The organism is Psychrobacter okhotskensis, from assembly GCF_965638355.1.
GTDB classification, from domain to species: Bacteria; Pseudomonadota; Gammaproteobacteria; order Pseudomonadales; family Moraxellaceae; genus Psychrobacter; species Psychrobacter okhotskensis.
Genome location: NZ_OZ281822.1, coordinates 72,866 through 93,622 on the forward strand (window position 1 = coordinate 72,866; position 20,757 = coordinate 93,622).

General features: G+C 43.6%; 19 protein-coding genes. 8 read left to right on the forward strand and 11 right to left on the reverse strand.

Features of this window, described 5'->3' with window-relative positions:
* Positions 1-105: 105 nt before the first annotated feature.
* Entirely contained in the window at positions 106-462 is a 357-nt protein-coding gene (locus ACSUPM_RS00280; RefSeq protein ID WP_173239012.1) for a roadblock/LC7 domain-containing protein, read from the reverse strand.
* 304 nt (positions 463-766) lie between these two features.
* Positions 767-1,147, reverse strand: a complete 381-nt coding sequence (gene erpA / locus ACSUPM_RS00285; protein ID WP_025652618.1) for an iron-sulfur cluster insertion protein ErpA — start codon at positions 1,145-1,147, stop codon at positions 767-769.
* Between the two features lie 418 nt (positions 1,148-1,565).
* Here erpA and ACSUPM_RS00290 point away from each other — a divergent pair, with 418 nt between their 5' ends.
* Positions 1,566-3,593 carry an ABC-F family ATP-binding cassette domain-containing protein gene (locus tag ACSUPM_RS00290; protein ID WP_436880061.1) on the forward strand — a complete coding sequence of 676 codons (2,028 nt, stop codon included), beginning with the start codon at positions 1,566-1,568 and terminating at the stop codon, positions 3,591-3,593.
* A gap of 87 nt (positions 3,594-3,680) precedes the next feature.
* Here the strand turns inward: ACSUPM_RS00290 and ACSUPM_RS00295 are convergent, their stop codons facing one another.
* Entirely contained in the window at positions 3,681-4,043 is a 363-nt protein-coding gene (locus ACSUPM_RS00295; protein ID WP_025652616.1) for a septal ring lytic transglycosylase RlpA family protein, read from the reverse strand.
* 509 nt (positions 4,044-4,552) lie between these two features.
* On the opposite strand from ACSUPM_RS00295, the gene ACSUPM_RS00300 reads away from it, so the two are divergent.
* The 4 genes from ACSUPM_RS00300 (at position 4,553) to ACSUPM_RS00315 (ending at position 8,782) form a co-directional block, all read left to right on the forward strand.
* Positions 4,553-5,023 carry a DUF3015 family protein gene (locus ACSUPM_RS00300; RefSeq protein WP_201617137.1) on the forward strand — a complete coding sequence of 157 codons (471 nt, stop codon included), beginning with the start codon at positions 4,553-4,555 and terminating at the stop codon, positions 5,021-5,023.
* Positions 5,024-5,183: 160 nt separating this feature from the next.
* A complete protein-coding gene (locus ACSUPM_RS00305) occupies positions 5,184-7,190 on the forward strand; it encodes an Lnb N-terminal periplasmic domain-containing protein (RefSeq protein WP_201617135.1) in 2,007 nt (668 codons plus the stop codon).
* Positions 7,191-7,312: 122 nt separating this feature from the next.
* Entirely contained in the window at positions 7,313-8,344 is a 1,032-nt protein-coding gene (locus tag ACSUPM_RS00310; RefSeq protein WP_025652615.1) for a DnaJ C-terminal domain-containing protein, read from the forward strand.
* A gap of 111 nt (positions 8,345-8,455) precedes the next feature.
* On the forward strand, positions 8,456-8,782 hold the full coding sequence (locus tag ACSUPM_RS00315) for a chaperone modulator CbpM (protein WP_025652614.1): 327 nt from the start codon (positions 8,456-8,458) through the stop codon (positions 8,780-8,782).
* A 90-nt stretch (positions 8,783-8,872) separates the two neighbouring features.
* On the opposite strand, the gene sstT is transcribed toward ACSUPM_RS00315, so the two are convergent.
* From sstT to ACSUPM_RS00335, 4 genes are all read right to left on the reverse strand, one after another.
* The gene (gene sstT / locus ACSUPM_RS00320) at positions 8,873-10,075 is read right to left on the reverse strand and encodes a serine/threonine transporter SstT (RefSeq protein ID WP_101211375.1); all 1,203 of its coding nucleotides are present in this window, start codon (positions 10,073-10,075) and stop codon (positions 8,873-8,875) included.
* Between the two features lie 316 nt (positions 10,076-10,391).
* Entirely contained in the window at positions 10,392-10,889 is a 498-nt protein-coding gene (locus ACSUPM_RS00325; protein ID WP_436880062.1) for a DNA polymerase III subunit chi, read from the reverse strand.
* A 49-nt stretch (positions 10,890-10,938) separates the two neighbouring features.
* Positions 10,939-12,588 (reverse strand): leucyl aminopeptidase, encoded by a 1,650-nt coding sequence (locus ACSUPM_RS00330; RefSeq protein WP_101211377.1) that lies wholly within the window; start codon positions 12,586-12,588, stop codon positions 10,939-10,941.
* A 609-nt stretch (positions 12,589-13,197) separates the two neighbouring features.
* Positions 13,198-13,803, reverse strand: coding sequence for a cysteine hydrolase family protein (locus tag ACSUPM_RS00335; RefSeq protein WP_101211378.1), 606 nt, complete (start codon positions 13,801-13,803; stop codon positions 13,198-13,200).
* Positions 13,804-14,347: 544 nt separating this feature from the next.
* On the opposite strand from ACSUPM_RS00335, the gene ACSUPM_RS00340 reads away from it, so the two are divergent.
* Positions 14,348-15,628, forward strand: a complete 1,281-nt coding sequence (locus tag ACSUPM_RS00340) for an LPS export ABC transporter permease LptF (protein ID WP_173239006.1) — start codon at positions 14,348-14,350, stop codon at positions 15,626-15,628.
* A complete protein-coding gene (gene lptG / locus ACSUPM_RS00345; RefSeq protein ID WP_173239005.1) occupies positions 15,628-16,860 on the forward strand; it encodes an LPS export ABC transporter permease LptG in 1,233 nt (410 codons plus the stop codon). Before ACSUPM_RS00340 ends, lptG begins: the two co-directional genes overlap by 1 nt.
* A 120-nt stretch (positions 16,861-16,980) precedes the next feature.
* On the opposite strand, the gene ACSUPM_RS00350 is transcribed toward lptG, so the two are convergent.
* On the reverse strand, positions 16,981-17,589 hold the full coding sequence (locus ACSUPM_RS00350; protein WP_101211381.1) for a class I SAM-dependent methyltransferase: 609 nt from the start codon (positions 17,587-17,589) through the stop codon (positions 16,981-16,983).
* Between the two features lie 108 nt (positions 17,590-17,697).
* On the opposite strand from ACSUPM_RS00350, the gene ACSUPM_RS00355 reads away from it, so the two are divergent.
* Positions 17,698-17,928, forward strand: a complete 231-nt coding sequence (locus tag ACSUPM_RS00355) for a hypothetical protein (protein WP_157824035.1) — start codon at positions 17,698-17,700, stop codon at positions 17,926-17,928.
* 98 nt (positions 17,929-18,026) lie between these two features.
* On the opposite strand, the gene ACSUPM_RS00360 is transcribed toward ACSUPM_RS00355, so the two are convergent.
* The 3 genes from ACSUPM_RS00360 to xerD form a co-directional block, all read right to left on the reverse strand.
* Positions 18,027-18,704, reverse strand: coding sequence for a cupin domain-containing protein (locus ACSUPM_RS00360; RefSeq protein ID WP_025652604.1), 678 nt, complete (start codon positions 18,702-18,704; stop codon positions 18,027-18,029).
* 310 nt (positions 18,705-19,014) lie between these two features.
* Entirely contained in the window at positions 19,015-19,752 is a 738-nt protein-coding gene (locus tag ACSUPM_RS00365; protein WP_025652603.1) for a hypothetical protein, read from the reverse strand.
* 54 nt (positions 19,753-19,806) lie between these two features.
* Positions 19,807-20,745 (reverse strand): site-specific tyrosine recombinase XerD, encoded by a 939-nt coding sequence (gene xerD / locus ACSUPM_RS00370; protein WP_037025884.1) that lies wholly within the window; start codon positions 20,743-20,745, stop codon positions 19,807-19,809.
* Positions 20,746-20,757: the final 12 nt, after the last annotated feature.

Genomic DNA, 20,757 nt, shown 5'->3' on the forward strand with positions numbered 1-20,757 from the left:
AGCACCTACCAAGTGGGTAGATGCTTTAGAACGCTACGAGTAATCAAGCTCAGTGCGGGTATTGTCACGAGCAAATGATTGAGTTATAACGGGCTCATTACTGACTTAAGAAAAATCTAATTCAGTTTCAAAGCTTTTTAGGTTATGACGTGCCATCGCTAGGTTTGACTTTTGACGATCAAGCACAAGATATAAGAACAAGTTGTCGTTGCGTACTAATGGACGTAGCAAGTGATACTGCTTGCTTAGGGTAATCAGGATATCTTCGATGCTCTCATTCAGACCTAGTGCTGCGGCAACCTTACGTTTAGAGCGCAATACTTCCGTGTTACCAGCAGCGGCAAGCTCAAGATCGATGCCAGAACCAAGCGTGGCCATTGCAAGACCAGATTCGCTGTCTACTAGCGCGGCTGCAATAAAGCCGTCGATGTCATTTAGTGCGTCAAGTGTTAATTTAGCCATTGGTCATGTACCTTAATTGTTTGGGATATAAAGAGAGTTTCTCAAAAATGTCATCAATTAATAGCTTCGATTAATCAGCTTAAATTCACATTGATTAATGTAGCTACTAAAAATATGGTGATATTTAAGCATATCCTTATAATAAAACAATAAAAAACCGACCAAATAGGCTTTTAGTCGGTTCATCGGTATATGATAGAGACTTTGGAGTGCAGTTGTACACTAATTTTATCGAAATATTTCCCATGCGTCCAATATCAATTAACAATAGTTATTAATCAAAAGGCTGAAGGTAATATTTGAGCTAAATAGAGAATGACGAGCCGCAACCACAAGTGGTGGTCGCATTTGGATTGGTGACGATAAAGCGCGCGCCTTCCAATCCTTCGGTATAATCAACGGTAGAGCCTTGCAAATACTGATAGCTTAATGAGTCTACGACTAAAGTGACGTCGCCATTGTCAAAGTTGGCATCGTCCTCATTTAGGTCATTGGCAAAGTTAAAGCCGTAAGAAAAACCTGAGCAGCCGCCGCCAGTCACATAGACGCGCAGCATAAGATCGCTGTCACCTTCTTCTTCGCGCAAGCGCCGCACTTTTTGTGCTGCACTGTCGGTTAGGCTTAATACGGTAGGATCTACCGGCTGGCTTGAGCTTGGATTAAATTGGTTGGCTGATTCGTTCATATCTACCTCAGTTGCTAGGATCAAATGCTGTCGTCGTCCTGTTTGGGTTTGCAACTTATATGGTTGCAAATAAAGATACGCGCGGCGTTTGATTCAATTGGGTGCTGTCGTTATAGCAATGTCGTTTGGTTATTATAAGGTTGGTAGTTGCGCCATCACAACCCTTTAGTTGTCTGCGGGCATTACGCTTTTGGCAGTATATCATAATGGGGGTCACGATTAGTTTGTCAAGAGGGATCATCGTCCATACGGGTTTTAAGACTGGCTTTTTTAGCACAATAACTGCTTGGTTTTGAAATAGTTATTTAATCGTTTGCCTATGGGGCAAGCGTTTGAAATAATAGCCGCCAGTTAACATGCCAGATGTGTGTTTTTTATTGCCTTATATTTTATATTACTGTTGAGATGAAGAAATTATATGATCGAATTTAAAGACGTTGGTGTTCGCCGTGATGGTCGTGAGTTGTTTGCAGGGGCAAGCTTCCAGCTACATCCGGGCCACAAAGTTGGCTTAACGGGCAATAACGGCACTGGTAAATCGACCTTGTTTGCCTTATTACTGACGCGAATGGGCACAGGCGATACCGAGGTTACCCTTGATAGGGGCGAAGTGAGCATTCCTGATAGCTGGCATGTGGCGCATATGGCGCAGGAAGTGGGTGCGAGTGCACAAACGGCGATTGATTATGTGTTAAGTGGTGACGAGCAGTGGTATGAGATTAACGCGGCTTTAAATGATTTGAGCAGTGTCAGTGATGAGCAGATTGGGGTGTTGCATCAGCAGTTTGATGAGATCGATGGCTATCGTACACCGACTAAAGCCGCGCAAATCATGGCGGGTCTTGGTTTTAATACCAATCAACATGAGCTGCCCGTAGAAGGGTTTTCGGGTGGTTGGCGTATGCGTTTAAACCTCGCCAAAACCTTGATGAGCCGTGCTGACTTAATGCTACTCGATGAGCCAACCAACCATTTGGACTTGGATGCCATTCTGTGGCTTGAGACTTGGATTAATGCCTTTACCGGTCTGGTCATCGTGATCTCACATGACCAAACCTTCTTAGACAATACTGTCGGTCATATCTTGCACGTTGAGCAGCAAAAAATCACCCTTTATACGGGTAACTATCAGCAGTTTATCCGTACCCGTCATGAGCGTATGGCGCAGCAGCAGCAAGCGTTTGAAAAGCAAGAAGCGACTAAGGCACATTTGGATGACTTTATTCGTCGCTTCCGTGCCAAGGCCAGTAAGGCCAAACAAGCACAGAGCCGTATCAAGCAGCTTGAGCGCATGGCAGAGCTATCACCAATGATGGCAGACAACCCGTTTTCGTTCCGCTTTTATGAGCCAGCGAATATGAGCTCGCCATTGATTGAGCTAACCGATGCCGATATTGGTTATAGCGATACGCCCCTACTTTATAATGCCAATGTGCAAGTGACCCCTGATACCCGTATCGGGCTGCTTGGGATGAATGGCGCGGGTAAATCGACGTTGGTTAAAGCCCTAGTCGGTGAGCTTAGTGTATTAAAAGGCAGTTATAAAGTTTCAGATACGCTGAAGCTTGGCTACTTTAATCAGCATCAAATGGATATCCTTGACCCTAAGGCAACCCCAATCGAGATGTTACGTCGCCTAGCAGGTAAAACGTCTGATGCGATGCTGCGCTCGTTTTTAGGTAGCTTTGATTTCCGTGGCGACCGTATCGATACCATCAGTGAGCTATTCTCTGGTGGTGAGCGTGCGCGCTTAACGTTAGCTTTGATAGTTTGGCAACGTCCGAATGTCCTTGTACTCGATGAGCCAACCAACCATTTAGACTTACAAATGCGCCAAGCGTTGACCATCGCCTTACAAGGGTTTGAAGGGGCAGTAGTACTGGTGTCGCATGATCGCGAGTTGATTGCCAACGTCTGTGATGAGCTGTACTTAGTCCATGATGGTCAAATCGATGAGTTCGATGGTGACATCAGCGACTATGGTAAGTGGCTGGCAGAAAAGCGCAAGCAAGAGAATTCAACAGACAAAAGCAGCAGTAAGAAAAAGAATAAAAAAGCGAATAAGAAGTTTGTTTCACGTGAAACAGCTGAAGGAGTATCCAACAATTCTTCCTCTACTAGCAAAGCACCGGCAAAAAACGAAGCTGCTCAACCAACGCTTAGTAAAGATGCGCTGCGCAAAATGGCCGCTGAACAACGTAAATTGACCGCGCCGATTCGTCGTGATATTGAAAATACCGAAAAGGCATTGGCCAAAATTGATGAGCAGCTAGTGGCTCTAGAAGAAAAGCTGGCCAATACAGATCTGTATGAAGACAGTCGTAAGTCGGATTTACTGATTTTGCTCAATGAGCAAACGGCGTTACAGCAGCAGCACAGCGACAATGAAGAAAAGCTCTTGATATCTATGACGACGTTAGAGGAAATGGAAGCTGGTTTTGAATAAATAGGTTTTATAATGGGTGAAGCCGTTACTCACTGATAATAACAGGCATAAAAAAAGGGAGAGCGTTAGCTCTCCCTTTTTTTTACATTATTGCAGACGGTATTTACCATCACCATAAGAGAGTATTTTCATTGTGGTCGTACAAAGCTCGCAGTTTATCTGACTAGCAGCAGCTTTAGATAAATCAAGAATGCGTCCTCGAATGAAAGGCCCTCTATCCGTAATTTTTACGATCACGCTCTGCTTGGTCTTTTTATTGGTCACTTGTACCTTTGTACCGAATGGCAAGGTTTTATGCGCAGCGGTCAAAGAGTTCATGTTAAAGATACTGCCACTGGCGGTACGCTTACCGTGAAACTTACTACCGTAATAGCTGGTATTACCAGCGAACACTGTGGTGCTTAATAGTAGTGATAAAGTGATAACTAAAGACTTGATGAAATAAGACATTTAATACCTTTAAACAATTTATAAAATAGACAGATAGGCTTGCCTATATCGTCCATACTCCCTATGAGCATGAACACTATATCCATTTTAACGTACATAGCTTGTCATATCCTTACTGCTCTGTAAAAGAACGCTAGAGGTCAAATATTTTCATAGTAAGAATCGACTAATGACCAGTAAAAATACAGAATAAAGCATTGATTTCAAAGAAAAATTAATTTGTTTTAGATGAGACTAACAGGGGTTTAAACAAGGTTTTCATAAGCCTCAGCCCTTATAATAAGACGCTTGCAGTATCGTTTTGAATCAGTATGTTAGCGCAATTCAACGCTACCATATTTGGGATAAGAAATTCAGCACAAAATAATGTAAATAAAACTTGCTATATTCTTACAACTTTGTAAAATGCGCAAGGTTAAACATTATTTTAGAGTATCGATAATACTCACTATAGGTTTGATCTAACCGTTTATTCACTTATTTTTTTAGTCCCCTTTTGAGGAAGTTTTATGTTGAAAAAAATTGCGATTGCTTCAGTTGTTGCTGCTATGATTCCATTTGCTACTGCCAATGCCGCTGTTGAAAGTGGCCGTACTATCGAGCAAGTTTATAAAGAGTGCGGTCTTGGTGGTGCTATATTTGGCAACTCAAGCGCTATTCTGGCTATTATCTCGAATGTAACTTGGGATTTAGGTACCACTGCTGCGATTTCTGACTCAATGTCTCCTGAAACTTGTCAGGGCGGTAATGTGAAAGCGGCCGTTTTGATTAAAGAAGCGTTTCCAAGTGTCGAAAAAGACTTAGCTTCAGGCCAAGGTGCTCACTTATCGGCACTAAATAGTGTTGCGAACTGTGATTCAGCGGCTAGCGTACGTGCTCAGTATGGTCAATATGCGCAAACTTCTGCTTACCGTACGGCAACTCAAGACCAAAACGCTGAAGCGTTATATAGCATCGTTAAACAAAGCTGTGCTATCTAAAGCGCCAAGTCATCAAGTCAAGCGCTTGATGGCTAAACTTTGATTGCTAAACTATAAAGACACGTAAACTTAGCGTTTGCGTGTTTTTTATTGCTCCTATACTTCTGCTGTCTAAAACCGATGCCTAAAAAAAGCATCTAAAAAATGGTGTCTAAAAAATATGCAAAAATTATTTTTGTGGGTAGCCTGTTTAGGTCTGTCCACTGCCTATGCAGCAGAACCTAATGCAATAGAACCCAATACAAAAGACTCAGCATACGTTGACGTAAAAGAGCCACTTGTCACTGTCAATAGTAAGTCTTATGAAAAAACTAACACTGCTGATGACGTTGACACTGTGCAGATAAACGTACAAAGCAGGCAAGAAGTGAATAATAAGCTTGATATTGACTCGCAAAAATTAAAAATATTGTCTGAGCATAAGCAATGGCAACACTTATTATTTTATAAAAATGGCAAAGCTGAAGTGATATCGCCAAATTTTTATCTAACAGATCCCAGTGTGCAATCGATCGCCACTTTTAGCCCTTATAAAGAGTTAATAGCCACCTTAAGACATGCGAGCGATAATGAGATTGTTTGTCGTTATCCTGCTAGATATTTGTGGCTTAATAAGCATCTACCGGAATTAAAAATTGATTGGCAAAACTGTCTAGATTTACCGAACCCAAATCAAGAAATAAGCCTTATTTTAGTGAGCAACTATTTAAAAAATCCTGCTTCCTCATTTGGTCATGTCTTGGTTAAGACCAGTAGCGCTATGGATCGAAAAGAGAATGGAGTTCGGCAACTTTCAAGTGAGGACTTACTCAATAGCTCATACAATTTTGGCGCTCGTATTCCCGCAAACGAAAATGGTGCGATGTACGCCATTAAAGGGCTTTTTGGGTTTTATGATTCAGGTTTTTCTGAGGCAGAGTTTTTTAAGCACGATGCGGTGTACTCTAAAAATGAGCAAAGAGACATGTGGGAATACGTTCTCAATCTTGGCGCGTTTGAAACCCAGCTGTTGAACTACCATTTATATGAAGCCAAATCTGCTCGATTCGACTATTATTTTATTAAGCAAAACTGTGGCTATCGTACGGGTGAGATATTGGAGCTGGTTAGCGATATTAAAACCACTGAGCGCGTAGGCCCTTGGTATGCCCCAGATTATGTGTTTGATCAGTTGTTAGAATATAGTGATGATGCCGCTGAACCTCTGATTGCTTCTGTGCGCTATTTACCTTCTGAACAAACGCAATTAAGAGCAAAGTTTGTACAACTACCAAAACCCATCCAAAATGTCATTAACTCGGTCATTCGTACGGAGACTATCGCGCCACTATTACGCTTAAATCCAGACGATAGAGCCTTAGCAATTGATTTTTTGATTTTGCATCGCACCTATAAAATCTCCCAAAATAATACCCCGCAGCATCAAGCATTAAAAAAGAAACTATTGAGCCAACGGTTTACTTTGCCTGCCAGTAATGGCTTGGGCACATTAACAGTACTGGAGAAGGCGTCACCGGCGTTAAGTAATAAAACGACGCAAACTAAAGTAGTTTTATCTGAGGATGAAGCACAAGTAGGCGTATCGTTATTTGTGAAGGACCCTCTAAACCCTCACAACGATATCAATAAACGCTTTGAAGCTGTGCAACTGTCACTTGGCTATGATTTTGATGAAAGTAAATTATCGGTCACGGATTTTGTGTTTTTGGATATGCAGCAAATTGAAGATTTAGCCCAGCCTTTAGCGGGAGAGCCTAAGCTGTCTTGGCAATTGAAAACCGGCGCTCGCACAGATTTATTTACCGGGGACAATCATAGTCCTTATGGCCAAGCTGGGGTTGGCGCTGGTGTTATGCTTGGCAGGTATGCGCTTGGCTATGGTATGGTAAATGCGACTGTCCACGACCAAGATAGGCATCTGGATGTGGGGATTGAGCTGGGATTGCGTGCGAAAAAAAAAGGCCAAGCCGCTGAGCTGACTTATACTCTTAATAAGCGTGAGGGCCGCTCGTCACTCTCGCAAACTGAGCTGACATTGCGACAACAGTTGTCAAAAAATAATGATGCTAGAATTATTATTACTCATACTGATACCGATTCTAATAATAGCGTCGTCAATGACTCAGATAGCGTAAGGGCTGGTGTCGCTTGGCATCATTACTGGTAATATCTTATTAATTACCGCAGCAAGCGAAAAATGAAATATTGACTCATTATCCCCATATTATGTATTAACTGATTATGTATTAACTGAATTTATTAGAAATAAATGCGATAAGGAAAAACAATATGGCAGAGAAAAATTACTATGATATTTTAGGGGTCAAAAAAGACGCCTCTGATGCTGATATTAAGAAAAAATATCGTAAGCTTGTTCGTCAATTTCATCCAGATGTCAGTGACGATCCGGACGCTGATAATAAGATTGCTGAAATCAATAACGCTTACGAAACCATTCGAGATAAAGACAAGCGTGCTGAATATGACGCGATGCTAAACAACCCGTTTGCTGGTCAAGCTGGCACTGGCGGTTTTGGTGGCTTCGGCGGTCAATCAGCAGGCGCTGGGCAGGGTGGCTTTCGCTGGGAAGATATCAAAGACCAGTTTGGTGATGGCGCAGCCTACGGCGATGGTGGCTTTCGCTTCGATGATATATTCTCGGCATTTGGTCGTGGCGCACGTGGCTCAACCAATGGGCAGGCAGGTAGCCGCTCTCAAAGTGCTGGCTTCGATCAATTTGGTGGTGGTTTTGGCGCACAAGATAGCAAGGGTCAAGACCAACATGCAGAGATTACCGTTGATTTGTCTTCGGTATATAGCGGTGATGACTATAGTATTAAGCTAAACGTCCCTGTGCGTCAGCCCAACGGCAGCGTCGATTATGACAATAAAACCCTAAAAATTAAAATCCCCAAAGGTATCACTGATGGCAAGCAAATTCGCTTAACAGGACAAGGTGCTGCTGGCGGTGGTAGTGGTAAAAATGGCGATTTATTCTTAAAAGTTAAGATTCGCCATGCAGCCAATATCCGTATCGAAGGCGCGAATGTTTATCAGACGGTAAATATAGCCCCGTGGGAAGCGGCATTGGGAGAGAAGATAAACGTCAGCACGCCAGCAGGTACGCTTGGTGTGACGATTCCTAAAAACAGTAAATCTGGTAGCAACTTACGCTTAAAAGGTAAGGGTATCCCTGCTAAGCAAGCGGGTGATTTATACTTAACCTTAAACATCGTCAACCCTGAGATTAGCAGCGAGGCTGCAACCCAAGCTTACGAGCAGTTAAAGCAAGCCTTTGCTGATACCGCTATTGAGCGTTAAATAGAATGTTAAATAGAGTGTTAATAACAATGGCTCATTACTGCAATAAGCAACAACGAACAGAGATGAATACGATAACGATGAAATAAAGAGCATACGAGGATAATAATTATGAAAAACTCGCCTGAATTTACCGACATTATCATGAGCTTAGATGAGCTGGTATCCGCCTGTGGTCAAGAGCGCCAATGGGTCATCGAACTGATTGAAGAAAACATCATTGAATACGATGTGCCAGAGCATCAGCAATTTACCGGTTATCAGCTGACGACTGTGCGCCGTGCTTCGCGTCTAAGTCGCGACTTTGAAGCCAGCGTACCAGCGATTGGCTTGATACTGGAGCTATTAGACGAGGTGGAACAACTACGTCAACTAAAACGTCAGATAGATCTACAGACGCCAGTCATTGAAGTGGATATTGAACACTTGAAGCAGTAGTAAACAGCAGACAATAAAAAGGGCCTCACTGATTAAATGAGGCCCTTTTCTGTTTGTGGTTCTTAATTTATCAATCTGAATATCTATCAATTAACGCGAATATTTAGGATCAGCTGCTGCGGTAAATAGTACGTCAGTCGATGAGTTCAGTGCTGTTTCTGCAGAGTCTTGAATAACACCGATGATAAAGCCAATTGCCACCACTTGCATGGCGATTTCGTTTGGAATACTAAACAAGCTCGCCGCCAATGGAATCAGTAACAATGAACCACCAGCGACACCAGACGCACCGCAAGCACTAATGGTTGCCACCAGACTGAGTAGCAGCGCTGAAGCGAACGTCACTTCGATACCCAAGGTATGAGCTGCAGCCAGCGTTAAGACGTTAATCGTAATCGCCGCGCCTGCCATATTAATGGTCGCGCCCAGTGGAATCGTTACTGAATAAGTGTCTTCATGCAGACCCAGTTTACGTGCAAGGTTCATATTGACGGGAATATTGGCCGCCGAACTACGGGTAAAGAAGGCGGTAATACCAGATTCGCGCAGGCAAGTGAATACCAGTGGGTAAGGGTTTTTGCCCGTCTTAATCAGCACGATAATGGGGTTGGCGACCAAGGCGATAAATAGCATACAACCGACCAGTACCATTAAGATACGCGCATAACCCGCTAATGCACCAAAGCCTGTCTCCGCGACGGTATTGGCAACTAGACCTAAGATACCAAAGGGCGCTAGAGCAATGACCCATTTCACGACTTGTGAGATAGCATCCGCAAAATCACCGACGACAGTACGAGCCGTATCACTGGCTTGACGCAGCGCAAAGCCAATGATGATTGCCCACGCTAATATACCGATATAGTTGGCTTCAGCGATGGCGTTGATAGGGTTGGCAACCAAATTCATCAGCAAATTGGTCAATACCTCTTTGAGGTTCGCCGGTGGTACTTGCTCGATAGTAGCATTCACTAACGTCAGCTCGGTCGGGAATAAGAAGCTTGCGCCCACCGCAGTGAGGGCGGCCAAAAAAGTGCCGAACATATACATAATGAGCACGGGCTTGACGAAGACTTCATTGCCACTACGATGCTGACTAATCGCTGCGATGACCAAAATAAATACCAGTATCGGCGCCACCGCTTTTAGTGCACCCACAAATAGCGTACCCAATAAGCCTAGTGCTATACCGGTATCTGGTGCCAACCAACCAATTAATACCCCTAATATTAAACCAATAATAATGAGCGGCACCAGCCCTATACGCTGGTACATCGCAATCAATGAACGCATCTATACAACTTCGAGTTAGTCGATATGGTCGAAGCATTTGTAAATGGTTACGGCGTTACCCTCGCTTCCTGTACCTAAGTGTACGATTTGCGCTCGGTTGCCTTGTAGCCACTTAAAACAGTTTCGACGATAAATAAGACATTTATAATGAAAACGGAAAACTAATCGAAGGATGGTAGCATTTTTTAAGATAAGCGCCTACCTTTAACCCATACCTGTCTAAGCAGATAGGAGGGCGTATAGAGCTAAGAGCATAGCGTTGTATGAGGAAGATGGAAGCATTTTTATCGTGAAAAAATAGAAGAGATATTAAAGGTTAGACTTTAAAATGAGTCAGCTTATAGCCTAATTGTTGATAGTGCTTATATTTGTCACGACCTTGTTGCACACTCGTCGCGTCAGGTTTAATCAGCTCAAGAATACGGGTCGGTTGAGCATTACTGGTCGCTTGCATAAAGGTATTCACGGGCTGTGCCGTTGTATTGATGACGATACCGTTGAAATCTGCTGGCATATATCCGCCAAGCAGAACAGGCGCTAGCTGTTCGTTGGTATTGGTAGCAACCTCAGTGTTATCGCTTTTAGCATTAGCACTTTCATCACTTTTAGCGAACAGGCGTTGATGCGGTATAAAACTCGTCGCCTCTTGTGCCCATAGTGCTTCATCAAGCGAGGATGATAATTCATCGTCTTTTTCAATAAGAATTAGCAACGACTGATTGCTTTTATTGAGCGCCGTTTGGGTCAACTGACAAATAAAGCCCAAGAAATCTTGGGCTTTACTGTCGCTTAATACATAAAAGCTAACTTTCATAAACTGATTTTCATAAAGTAGTTTTCATAAGTTGGTTTTCGTCAACGGATTAGACCATATTCGCGCTGTTTTTTAAGTATTGCATAAATAGCGGTACAGGGCGACCAGTGGCTGCTTTATCTTTACCCGAGTTCCATGCCGTGCCAGCGATGTCTAGATGTGCCCATGCTTGACCTTCTTCGACGAAGCGCGACAAGAAGCATGCAGCAGTCACTGCACCTGCACCTTTACCACCGATGTTTTGCATATCAGCGATAGGCGAGTCGATTAATGACTGATATTCATCATCCAACGGCATATGCCAAATGAGATCACCAGATAGGTTACTGGCATTTTCTAAATCAAACAAGACATCTTCATCATTACTGAATACAGCTGAGCGTACATGACCTAAAGCAACGACACAAGCACCCGTCAATGTGGCCACATCGATAATGGCTTTTGGCTGATAGCGTTGCACATAGCATAAAGTATCTGCCAGTACTAATCGACCTTCCGCATCGGTATTTAAAATTTCAACCGATTTGCCGTTCATGGCTTTTACGATATCACCTGGGCGCGTTGCATCACCTGATGGCATGTTTTCCGCACAGGCGAGCGCACCCACAACGTTAATCGGTAGACGCGCTTCACATAGCGCTTTAATCGTACCGAGTACCGACGCTGAACCACCCATATCAAATTTCATCTCATCCATCGCCGCACCGGGCTTGATTGAGATACCACCTGAGTCAAAGGTTACGCCTTTACCGACCAATACGATAGGTGCGTCATCATTGGCAGCTTGCATGTCATCGTTGTTTTTAGCGGCTTTTTTGTTAGCCGCTTTGGTTGGTAGTTTATCCGCCAAAGCTTTGAGACCGCCCGTTACTTTTGCGCTGCTAAGGGTAGATTTACCAGTGTTGGCGCTGAATTTTGACTTGCCATAGTATTCCATTATGACCAGCTTACCTTCTTTAGCAGAGCCTTGTGCCACAGCTAAGAAGCAACCCATGCCTAGCGCTGACATCTCTTCTTCACCCAATACCGTAACTTTTAATAAGTCAGGATAGGTTTTTGCCAACGCTTCTGCTTGCTCTGCCATATAGGCAGGGAAGCAGATATTGCCGGGTTCGTTAGCCACGTCGCGAGTCAAACTTTGACCGGCAAAAACTGACTGAGCAAAGTCCAATGCTGGCTGTAGTGATTCATCAGCAACTAAATAGATATCGGTTAATTCTGGGGTACTTTGCTCAGATTTATATTTATCAAAACGATAAGTCGCTGCCAACAAGTTAAGCGCGAATTGACCAAACTGGTTTTCTTCTAGCGCGTCACCTAAAGCAACAGTAATAGAGGCTACCCGTTTTTGTGTGCTGCTATAGATGGTTTTGGTGATTTTTTGCAGGATGGTATTGTTGAGTTTATCAACGTTACCGACACCGACCAACAATAGCTGGACAGGGTTTTGCTTGGTGGTTTTTTTATCACCCGCTAAGGCATAGTCGACAACCGTTTCACCAACTTTACCGTTGAAGTGAGAGACTTCAATCAATTGCTCAATACGAGCGCTATAGTCTGCCAACACTGATTCAGCAAGGATGTTCTTTTTATCATCCACTAAGACTACCAAACAGGCTTCGTCTTTGCTTTTGGCTTCTTTTTTTAGAATTTTTTGAGTATGAGTTTTTGGTAGGTGCTGAGATAATTTAATATTCATATAGTTATCCTTATTAGAGTTATAAATTTAGAAGTATAGTCAATCCTCTATAAATCAGCTACGACGTTAGGCTCGCTCAGTCTACTATTTGTAGTACTTTCACTCGCCTTCCTTGTATCTAAATTATAGTGAACCGACTATACAAATAAGTGATGAAGACAATATCGGCATTTTGCTACTTTCATAGCACATCACTATTTTTAAAATAAAATTGTCAATGATGACTTTTCGTCATTGATCTTATATTGACCTTATGCAAAAAACTGGTCAATCAAAATAACGAACGTCAGTTAGGCTGTTGTTGTCCGCGATGAAACGGATTAGCCCATTGATTATTATTGTAGTGTAGCATATCAGCTAATTGCTGCGCAGTTGGCAAGGGTTAGGTAATGTTTTCTTATTTTTTTGCTGCACTATCTTACTAGGGCATATAGAATATTCGACTACGCCGTCATCAATAATTGACACTGAATCGGATGTAGGCAATCGTCATGCTATTGCTAGTATGACGATTAGACAGGGTAAAAAAGCAATGTAAATAGTGCTCTCACTATACTGTAACTTAGCGGTTTGCTACTTATCTGATCTATTGGTCAGTCATTAATAGAATTAATGGTTAACCAAATCGTCAGTCGTTACCAAGGCTGCAAATCTATCTTGCAGCGCTGCCATAGCCGTATCATGCATCACTTCCGCGCTGATTGTCTCTCTTTTATAATCAGGCAGCGCGCGCGTGGCACAAGCATCATGACAAACAAAATTATCAAAGCCTAGATCAAATGCCGCTCTGACGCTAGAGCTGACACACATATGGCTCATAAAGCCCGCAAAAATCACCTGCTGCTTACCGCTAGCAGAGATAAGCGCCTGTAGCTGAGTATCATAAAAGGCATTAGGATGCTTTTTGGTAATAATTTTTTCACCGTCTAGCGGTTTTAGACCGTCAACGATCTCGACGTTGGTGGATAACGGGTCAAAGACCTTGCCATTGTCTTCGCCATGGTGAGCGATATGAAAGATAGGGATGTCTTGCTTACGAGCTTTATCAAGCAATCGCTGCGCATTTGCAAGCGCCTTGCTGCCCGCCTGACCTAACGGCATAGCGCCATCAACATATTCGTTCTGATAATCAATAAAGACGACTGCGCAATTTGACCAATCAAGGGTATCAAATTGACCGCCAGCCAGCTCAAGTAGGGTAGAGGGAGTAGACATTATATTTATGCTCCAATGGGTGTGATACATGTGTGAGTTTTGACAATCAATCAGTCTAGCAATTAATCTTGCTCATATTGGCGACTTGATACGAATGACAAACAAACCTTTCCAAAAATAAAAATACCGTTTAATTAAACTGACGTAAGCCCGCGTCCAGAGAAGTCTTGATCTTTTGTGTTTATTGACTGCTGGATACGGCTCATTGGCTATTGGCAACGTCTACCAATGTTTATCAATATCTATTAATGATGAACCACGTGTCGCCAGTAAGGGTTGGGTGATTTTTTAGCACACATTTCACAGCCATTTTTTATCAAAATATGCTAGCATTAGCGGTTATCTTTATCGCTTATATTGATAGGTTCTGACTTATAAGTGGTACCGTTACGTTTATATTTATTTAAGTGTTGGTTTGCTTATATATTGGGGTCGCCTTACGTTGGTAGCGCCTCCTATTACGCTTGCCTCTGTTACCCAGCACGCGATACATCGTCCGCATATTTATTATTAAAGAGTACCTATTGTGATATTACGCCGCTACATGACCCAACAAGTTGCCTCAACCACCGCTTTGGTATTGGGGTTTTTGGTGGTGATGATGCTTGGCGGTCGCCTGATACGTTACTTTGGTATTGCGGCTGAAGGTAATCTGGACGTCAGCTTATTATTTACCATTATTGGTTATAACTTACCGTACTTTTTAGAGCTGATCTTACCGTTGGCATTTTTTATCGCCTTAATGCTAGTGTTTGGGCGTTTATATGTCGATCAAGAAATGGCAGTTATCAATGCCAGTGGTGTCTCGCGTGGTAAGCTGGCTCGGCTGATGACGCCATTAATATTGGCCTTATTCGTTGGTGAGGCAGCATTGTCAGTGGTCGGTAAGCCGTGGGGTGTGCGCTCATCTGAGGCGGTGTGGCAGCAGCAGGCCTTTACCAGCGCCTTTGATTTGATTCGCCCCAATGAGTTTATCAGTAGTGGCAATTATCATCTGTATGTCGGCAGTCTTAGCGACGATAAAAAACAGCTGCAAGATGTGATACTCATTCAGTCTGAGCCAGAAGCAAAAGGCAGCAGCAAAAAAGCCGCCGCGATGGATGTTGATAATAAGATTGATCCTGCCACCGCAGAACAACTAGACATTCCAGATGTGCCGCAAGCGCTGATAAGCAAAAGCAATAAAAATATCACTAAAGACACCATTACTTTGGCCAAAAGAGCCGAACAAGTGCAGACGGGCGACAAGGGTGTGACCCAATTGGATTTATTCCAAGGTCGGCGTTACGAAGTCGGCGCGGGCAGTCTCAAGTATAACCAAGTCGGCTTTGATCGCTACCGCATTACCTTGACGGAATCGGCACAAGAAGTCATCACCGAAGACAATATCGAAACCCAAGCAATTGGCCCCTTATGGCAAGCGGCAAGCGGCAGTGCTCAACTCGGTGGTGAGAGTGCGCTGCGTGCAGCACAAAGTGAGCTTGGCTACCGTTTTGCTCTGCCGTGGCTGATGATTATCGCTCCAATGCTCGCCGTCCCACTGGCGCAAGTACGTCCGCGTCAAGGACGTTGGCTGCGTTTGTTTCCTGCCATCTTGTTATTCGTCAGCTGTGCTTTAGGTATTATCTCGCTAAAGAGTGCAGTGAGCAAAGGCACGGTTAGCGTCTGGGCTTATACTTGGCTCATCCTAGGATTTATGGCACTGGCGCTCTATATGAACTGGGGCAGTCGGGTGCAGCATCGTCTGCGCTTTCGGCTAAAAAACCATGCGCCGGTCGCGCTGATTGACACTCAAAGCAATGGCTCACAAGGAGGGCAGTCTTAATGCGCTCTTTATTTTCTAAATCTCAGGCATCTCGCTCACCAAACTTTACAGCTCAACTCGCCAAAAAGCCTGATACCTTAACCGTGCTTAGCCGTTACGTAAAATTGAATGCCTTGTTGGCAATTATCGGCGCAGTCATCGGTTTGTGGGCGCTACAAATTATTTTTTCTTATTTGTCAGAGCTAGATTCGCTAGACGAGAGCTATACAATGGGCGAGGCGATTAAGTATATCTTTTATCGCTCGCCTTACTTTTTAGAAGAGTTTATACCGACTGGCGCTCTACTCGGTGCGGTCGTTGGACTAGGGTTGCTGGCGAATAAAAGTGAGCTGGTCGTCATGCGTGCCGCTGGGGTCAGCGTCTATCGTATCGTTGGCTGGGTATTGCAGCCCGCTTTGATTTTTGTGTTACTTGCATTGCTCATCAACCAGTTTGTCTTGCCGCATTCCAACCAATTGGCGCAAGAAATTAACGATGAAGACAACAGCTCATTGATTACCTCGGTACGTGGTTATTGGACGGTGCAGCCACGCTTTGAGAGTTCGGGGACTGGTAATACAAAGCCAGATGGCAGTGATATTCTGTATATTGATTATGCTGATGTAGAAGGGAATATTGGCACCGTTAAGCGTTGGCATTTGGACAATAATGGCAACTTACAAACGGCTGTCCATGCTGAGGGCGGACAATATACGGGCCGAGAGCCGATAAGTACGAATACCGCCAGCGACAAGCCCAGCGAGCAATATCGCTATGAGTGGCAGCTCAACAACATGACCAAGCTCAGTATCAATCAAGGCTTTGAGAGTAGCCAAGCCACCTCGCCGTCGGATACCTTAAGCCTGCCTTTCGCTCCCGAATCGGTCTATTTATTGACCCGTGATGCCGAAGATTTATCGCTGACTCAGCTTTACGATCACCGCCAGTTTATGCGCCAACAAGGCCAACGTTCTTTGAATCATGAGCTGGCATTTTGGCAAAAGCTGCTGTCACCGCTGTCGATATTGTCGCTGGTGATTGTCGCTTGTTCATTCGTCTTTGGCTCGCTACGCACCCATAGCTTGGGCTTGCGTATCGTCGTGGCATTATTATTTGGTTTGCTGTTTAGTTACCTTCAGGATTTGGTTGGCTTTATCTCACTAGCCACTGGGTTTTCGCCATTAGTGATGGTGATATTACCAATTATCGCCAGTGCGGCATTAGGTGGGTATTTACTTAAGCGGCAAATGTAATCCTACAAATGTAATTTTAAAAATATAACGTCAAAAATACAGTTCTAAGAATTTAGCCATAAAAAATCCCGCTAACACATCATCATGCTAGCGGGATTTTTGTTTGTTTTACTCTGGCAGTTAATCTTTGGTCGCCATGGTAATCGTATAGGTCTTACCTTGCTTGACCTTGTCGCTATTGCCAAATACTTCGGTAAACGAACGCTTCACGAATTGGCGCAAACCATTGATTGTCACCACATAAAAACGTCCACCTTGACGCATGCGTGCATAGGCATCGAGGAAATATAGATAATGCTGCTCTTTACCTACCTTCGCTGGTAAGTTCGACATCACCAAGCTAAAGTCTTTGTCCTTTGCCACATGGTTAAAGCCGTTCGATAAATGCACATCGACATTTTTTAGACCATTCTTCTCACAATTAAGGCGGGCATATTCTACTGCCATAAAGTCTTTATCAATCAACGTATGCAGACCATTCGGACATTCACGCGCCGCCGTCATGCCAAGCACGCCATAGCCACAGCCCAAATCGATCGAATCATCATCCGCTTCAAAGTCCACATAATCAAGCAGCATCAAGCTACCATCATCGAGCTTTTGCGGTGAAAAAATACCCCACGTCGTCGCAAAATCAAACGGCTTGCCCAGCACATCTTGGCGAAAGTTAATATCTTCGCGCCAGTGTCGAGCATTTTTCAATAATTCAGCAGAGGGTTTATGACTCATAGGATTCTCGGATATTGGATAAATAAAATGGAGGTGCGCTGCTCAATCAGACAACTTGCCAATCATGACGCGCTTTATTGAGGCTATTGTAACGACAAAAGGGCAGGTTTGCAGCTATCGATTGATAGAATTATATTGTGGGAAGTCGTTATTGCAAAAGTTGTGATGGGAGCTGATCGCGCCTTCTGCTTGTATCTGTACCTCCGAGCGGGGCGGTCACTATTGGCTGATGGTATTCCTGCTCAGCGATACTACCCTCAGCCAAGTGACGCAGCCCGCTCAGATGCACAGGATACCGCGACAGTCACGGCTAAAAAACCTAGTTTGATTCAGGTTTAGATTGTTGTTGAGATAACAAGTTATTATAGGTAGGCTGTGCCATGCGCACCTTAATCAAGATAATATCAAACATCGGTGCGCGAGGCGCACCCTACGGCTCATTGAGCATCAATCCCAATGATTTGTGATAAATGTCCAGTTTTTAGATACACCGTGGCGCCATTTGCTCCTGCTGTTATTTGCGATGTCGCATCGACGGGCAGACGTATCCAACCACCGCTCTGATAGGTTTGTCCAGCGTCTATCAGCGTACCCTCTAGCACCAATATCTCAGCACCTCCTGCGATGGCATCTGCAAACAATACCTCACCTACATTGATACGTTGCAAGCTCACTTCTTCTCTTATATCTGAGTATAAATGACAAATCTCACGACCGCCTTGTGCTTGCCAGTTAGCTGCATCGTTGGTATTGATAGCGACATGCTCAGTCTCGTCGACTGTCATCTGCCAAAGTTTAACAAAAATAATAGCACCTTCATGACTATAAGGCTGGTGCCCTGAGGTCGGTGGGTTGCGTAAATACCAACCAGCAGGATAATGGTTGTTATCAGCTGAAAAAGTGCCTGATAGTACCAAAATCTCCTCGCCACCTGGGTGCAGGTGATGCGGAAAATTTGACTCAGGGGCATAGCGTACGATACTGGTCGCACGCGCTTTTTCAGCACCAACGCGGTCAAGCATCACGCGCTCGACGCCGTTTTGTGGTGACTGAACCCATTGATAGTGTTCAGCTGCTAAGGCAGCACGGCAGGAGAAATCTGCATTGATGAGCATAATGTAACTTCTCATTAATTATGATATTGCTTGGAATTATCCTCTGATTTTTCAAAATAGACAAACCAGATAAACCTATTATCAACGTAAGTATTTATCATTAAAAAGCTTATTGTGTCTAGCGCTGTTGCTCTTGCGTCGGGATACCGCTACCGAATTTGCGAAAATGCGAATTCCCTTGAGCTCGGACGAAGCAGTACTTCGTTATTTCCTCGCTCAGGTTAAACCGCACCGCAAGTCAAAGCGTTGTATGATTACGAAATTTGAAGAGGATTAGGGTGTGCCTATCGAGCCACAGATAAGATAATACTTAATTAAAACTTTTATTACTAATATGGCAAATATAGCAACGTATGCCATCTGACATCATTTCTAGACTATAATTCACAGTTCTGAACATTGGAGGTTGTAGTTCAACAGGCACGATAATAAAGGTAGAATCGTAATCAGCTATAGCCTCCATATTAACGTTGAGAGGTAGAAGGATGTTTAAAACATGTAAAGCTGCAAATGCTTCAAGTAAATTTCCTAAATTAGCTTGGTTAAATTTTTCGTATCTTTGATGCTTTACACCGTTATATTCGCGCCACCAACTGCTCAATCTTTCACGATTTTTCATAGATTGAACATCTTCATCCATTTTTACTTCCCCTGTTTTCTTACTTTTTTCTTCTATTTCTATTTCATGATTATAAAACATATTTTCAAAAGGCTTAAACAGCAGACTTTCACCAGTGATATTTAAAGTAACAGCAGTATTTCTCACCTCGGGAAAGTGGTCAAATAACATATCCATATTTCTACTAATACTAGAGCTTTTAGACTTACCTTTATTAATAAATTTATATATTTGCTCAAAGACGCTCTCTGTTTCAACACAGATAGCGAAATACAACTGCATGTTTTTAAGTGAGTAAGTATGAAAATTCGATTGAGTTATAGCAACGTAATCACTTATTTCTATGAGAGACTTTTCTAAGGATAAATAGTGTAGCCAAAATGGATTCAAATGATTGAGTTTCGTACTACCGCTTACTTTTTCCTTCATGTTTTATTCCATATAAAATTAATAACTATTAAAAATAATTTTTTATTTGAAACTTTAACCTCTCGGATGATGCTCCGCATGCAGCTTCTGCAATCTCGCCGTCGCCACATGGGTATAAATCTGCGTGGTAGATAAGTCACTATGCCCAAGCAACAACTGTACGCTACGCAAGTCCGCACCATGATTTAGCAAATGCGTGGCGAAAGCGTGGCGTAGGGTATGCGGCGATAGCTCTTTATCTATACTGGCAATTTTGGCGTACTTCTTTAATAAATACCAAAAGTTCTGCCGCGTCATATAGCCGCCTTGTGCGGTCAAAAACACCGCTTGGCAATTCCCCGATTTCAGGTGAGCAATCAAATCACCACGAGCATGCGTTAGATAATCTTCCAGCGCATCCGCTGCATATTCACCTAATGGAACCAATCGGGTTTTATTACCTTTACCGGTGATTTGTAGCCAGCCTGAATTTAGATTCACTTGTTCCAGTGACAGATTAATCAACTCACTGACCCGTAGACCGCAGGCATAGAGCACTTCTAGCATGGCTTTATCACGCAGTCCGAGCGCCGTGCTGGTATCAGGAGATGCTAGGAGATTATCAACATCGCCCTCGCTCAAATCCTTTGGTAATGGACGCCCAAGCTTTGGACTTTTAATACGCTCACAAGGGTTGTCTTCACGCAGGTTGCTAGCAATCATCCATAGATAAAACTGACGCAAGCTTGAGAGCATACGCGCTTGAGTACGTGGCGTTTTGCCGTCTTGGGTAAGCGTTGATAAGCAGTGCAGCACATCGTCGGGTTGCCAGCGTGTTAGAGCGATAGGATTGGTCAGCTCGCAAGAGCGCAGGTCGCGCACATAGGCATTACGCGTCCGCGTGGCTAGACCACGAGCCAGCATCGCTTGACGAAACTCGGTGATATAAGTAGGTTCATCATCAACGGCTAGCGCTTTAGGTTGGCGCTGTTGTACAGCACGGTCGCGGCTCATAATTTGATACTC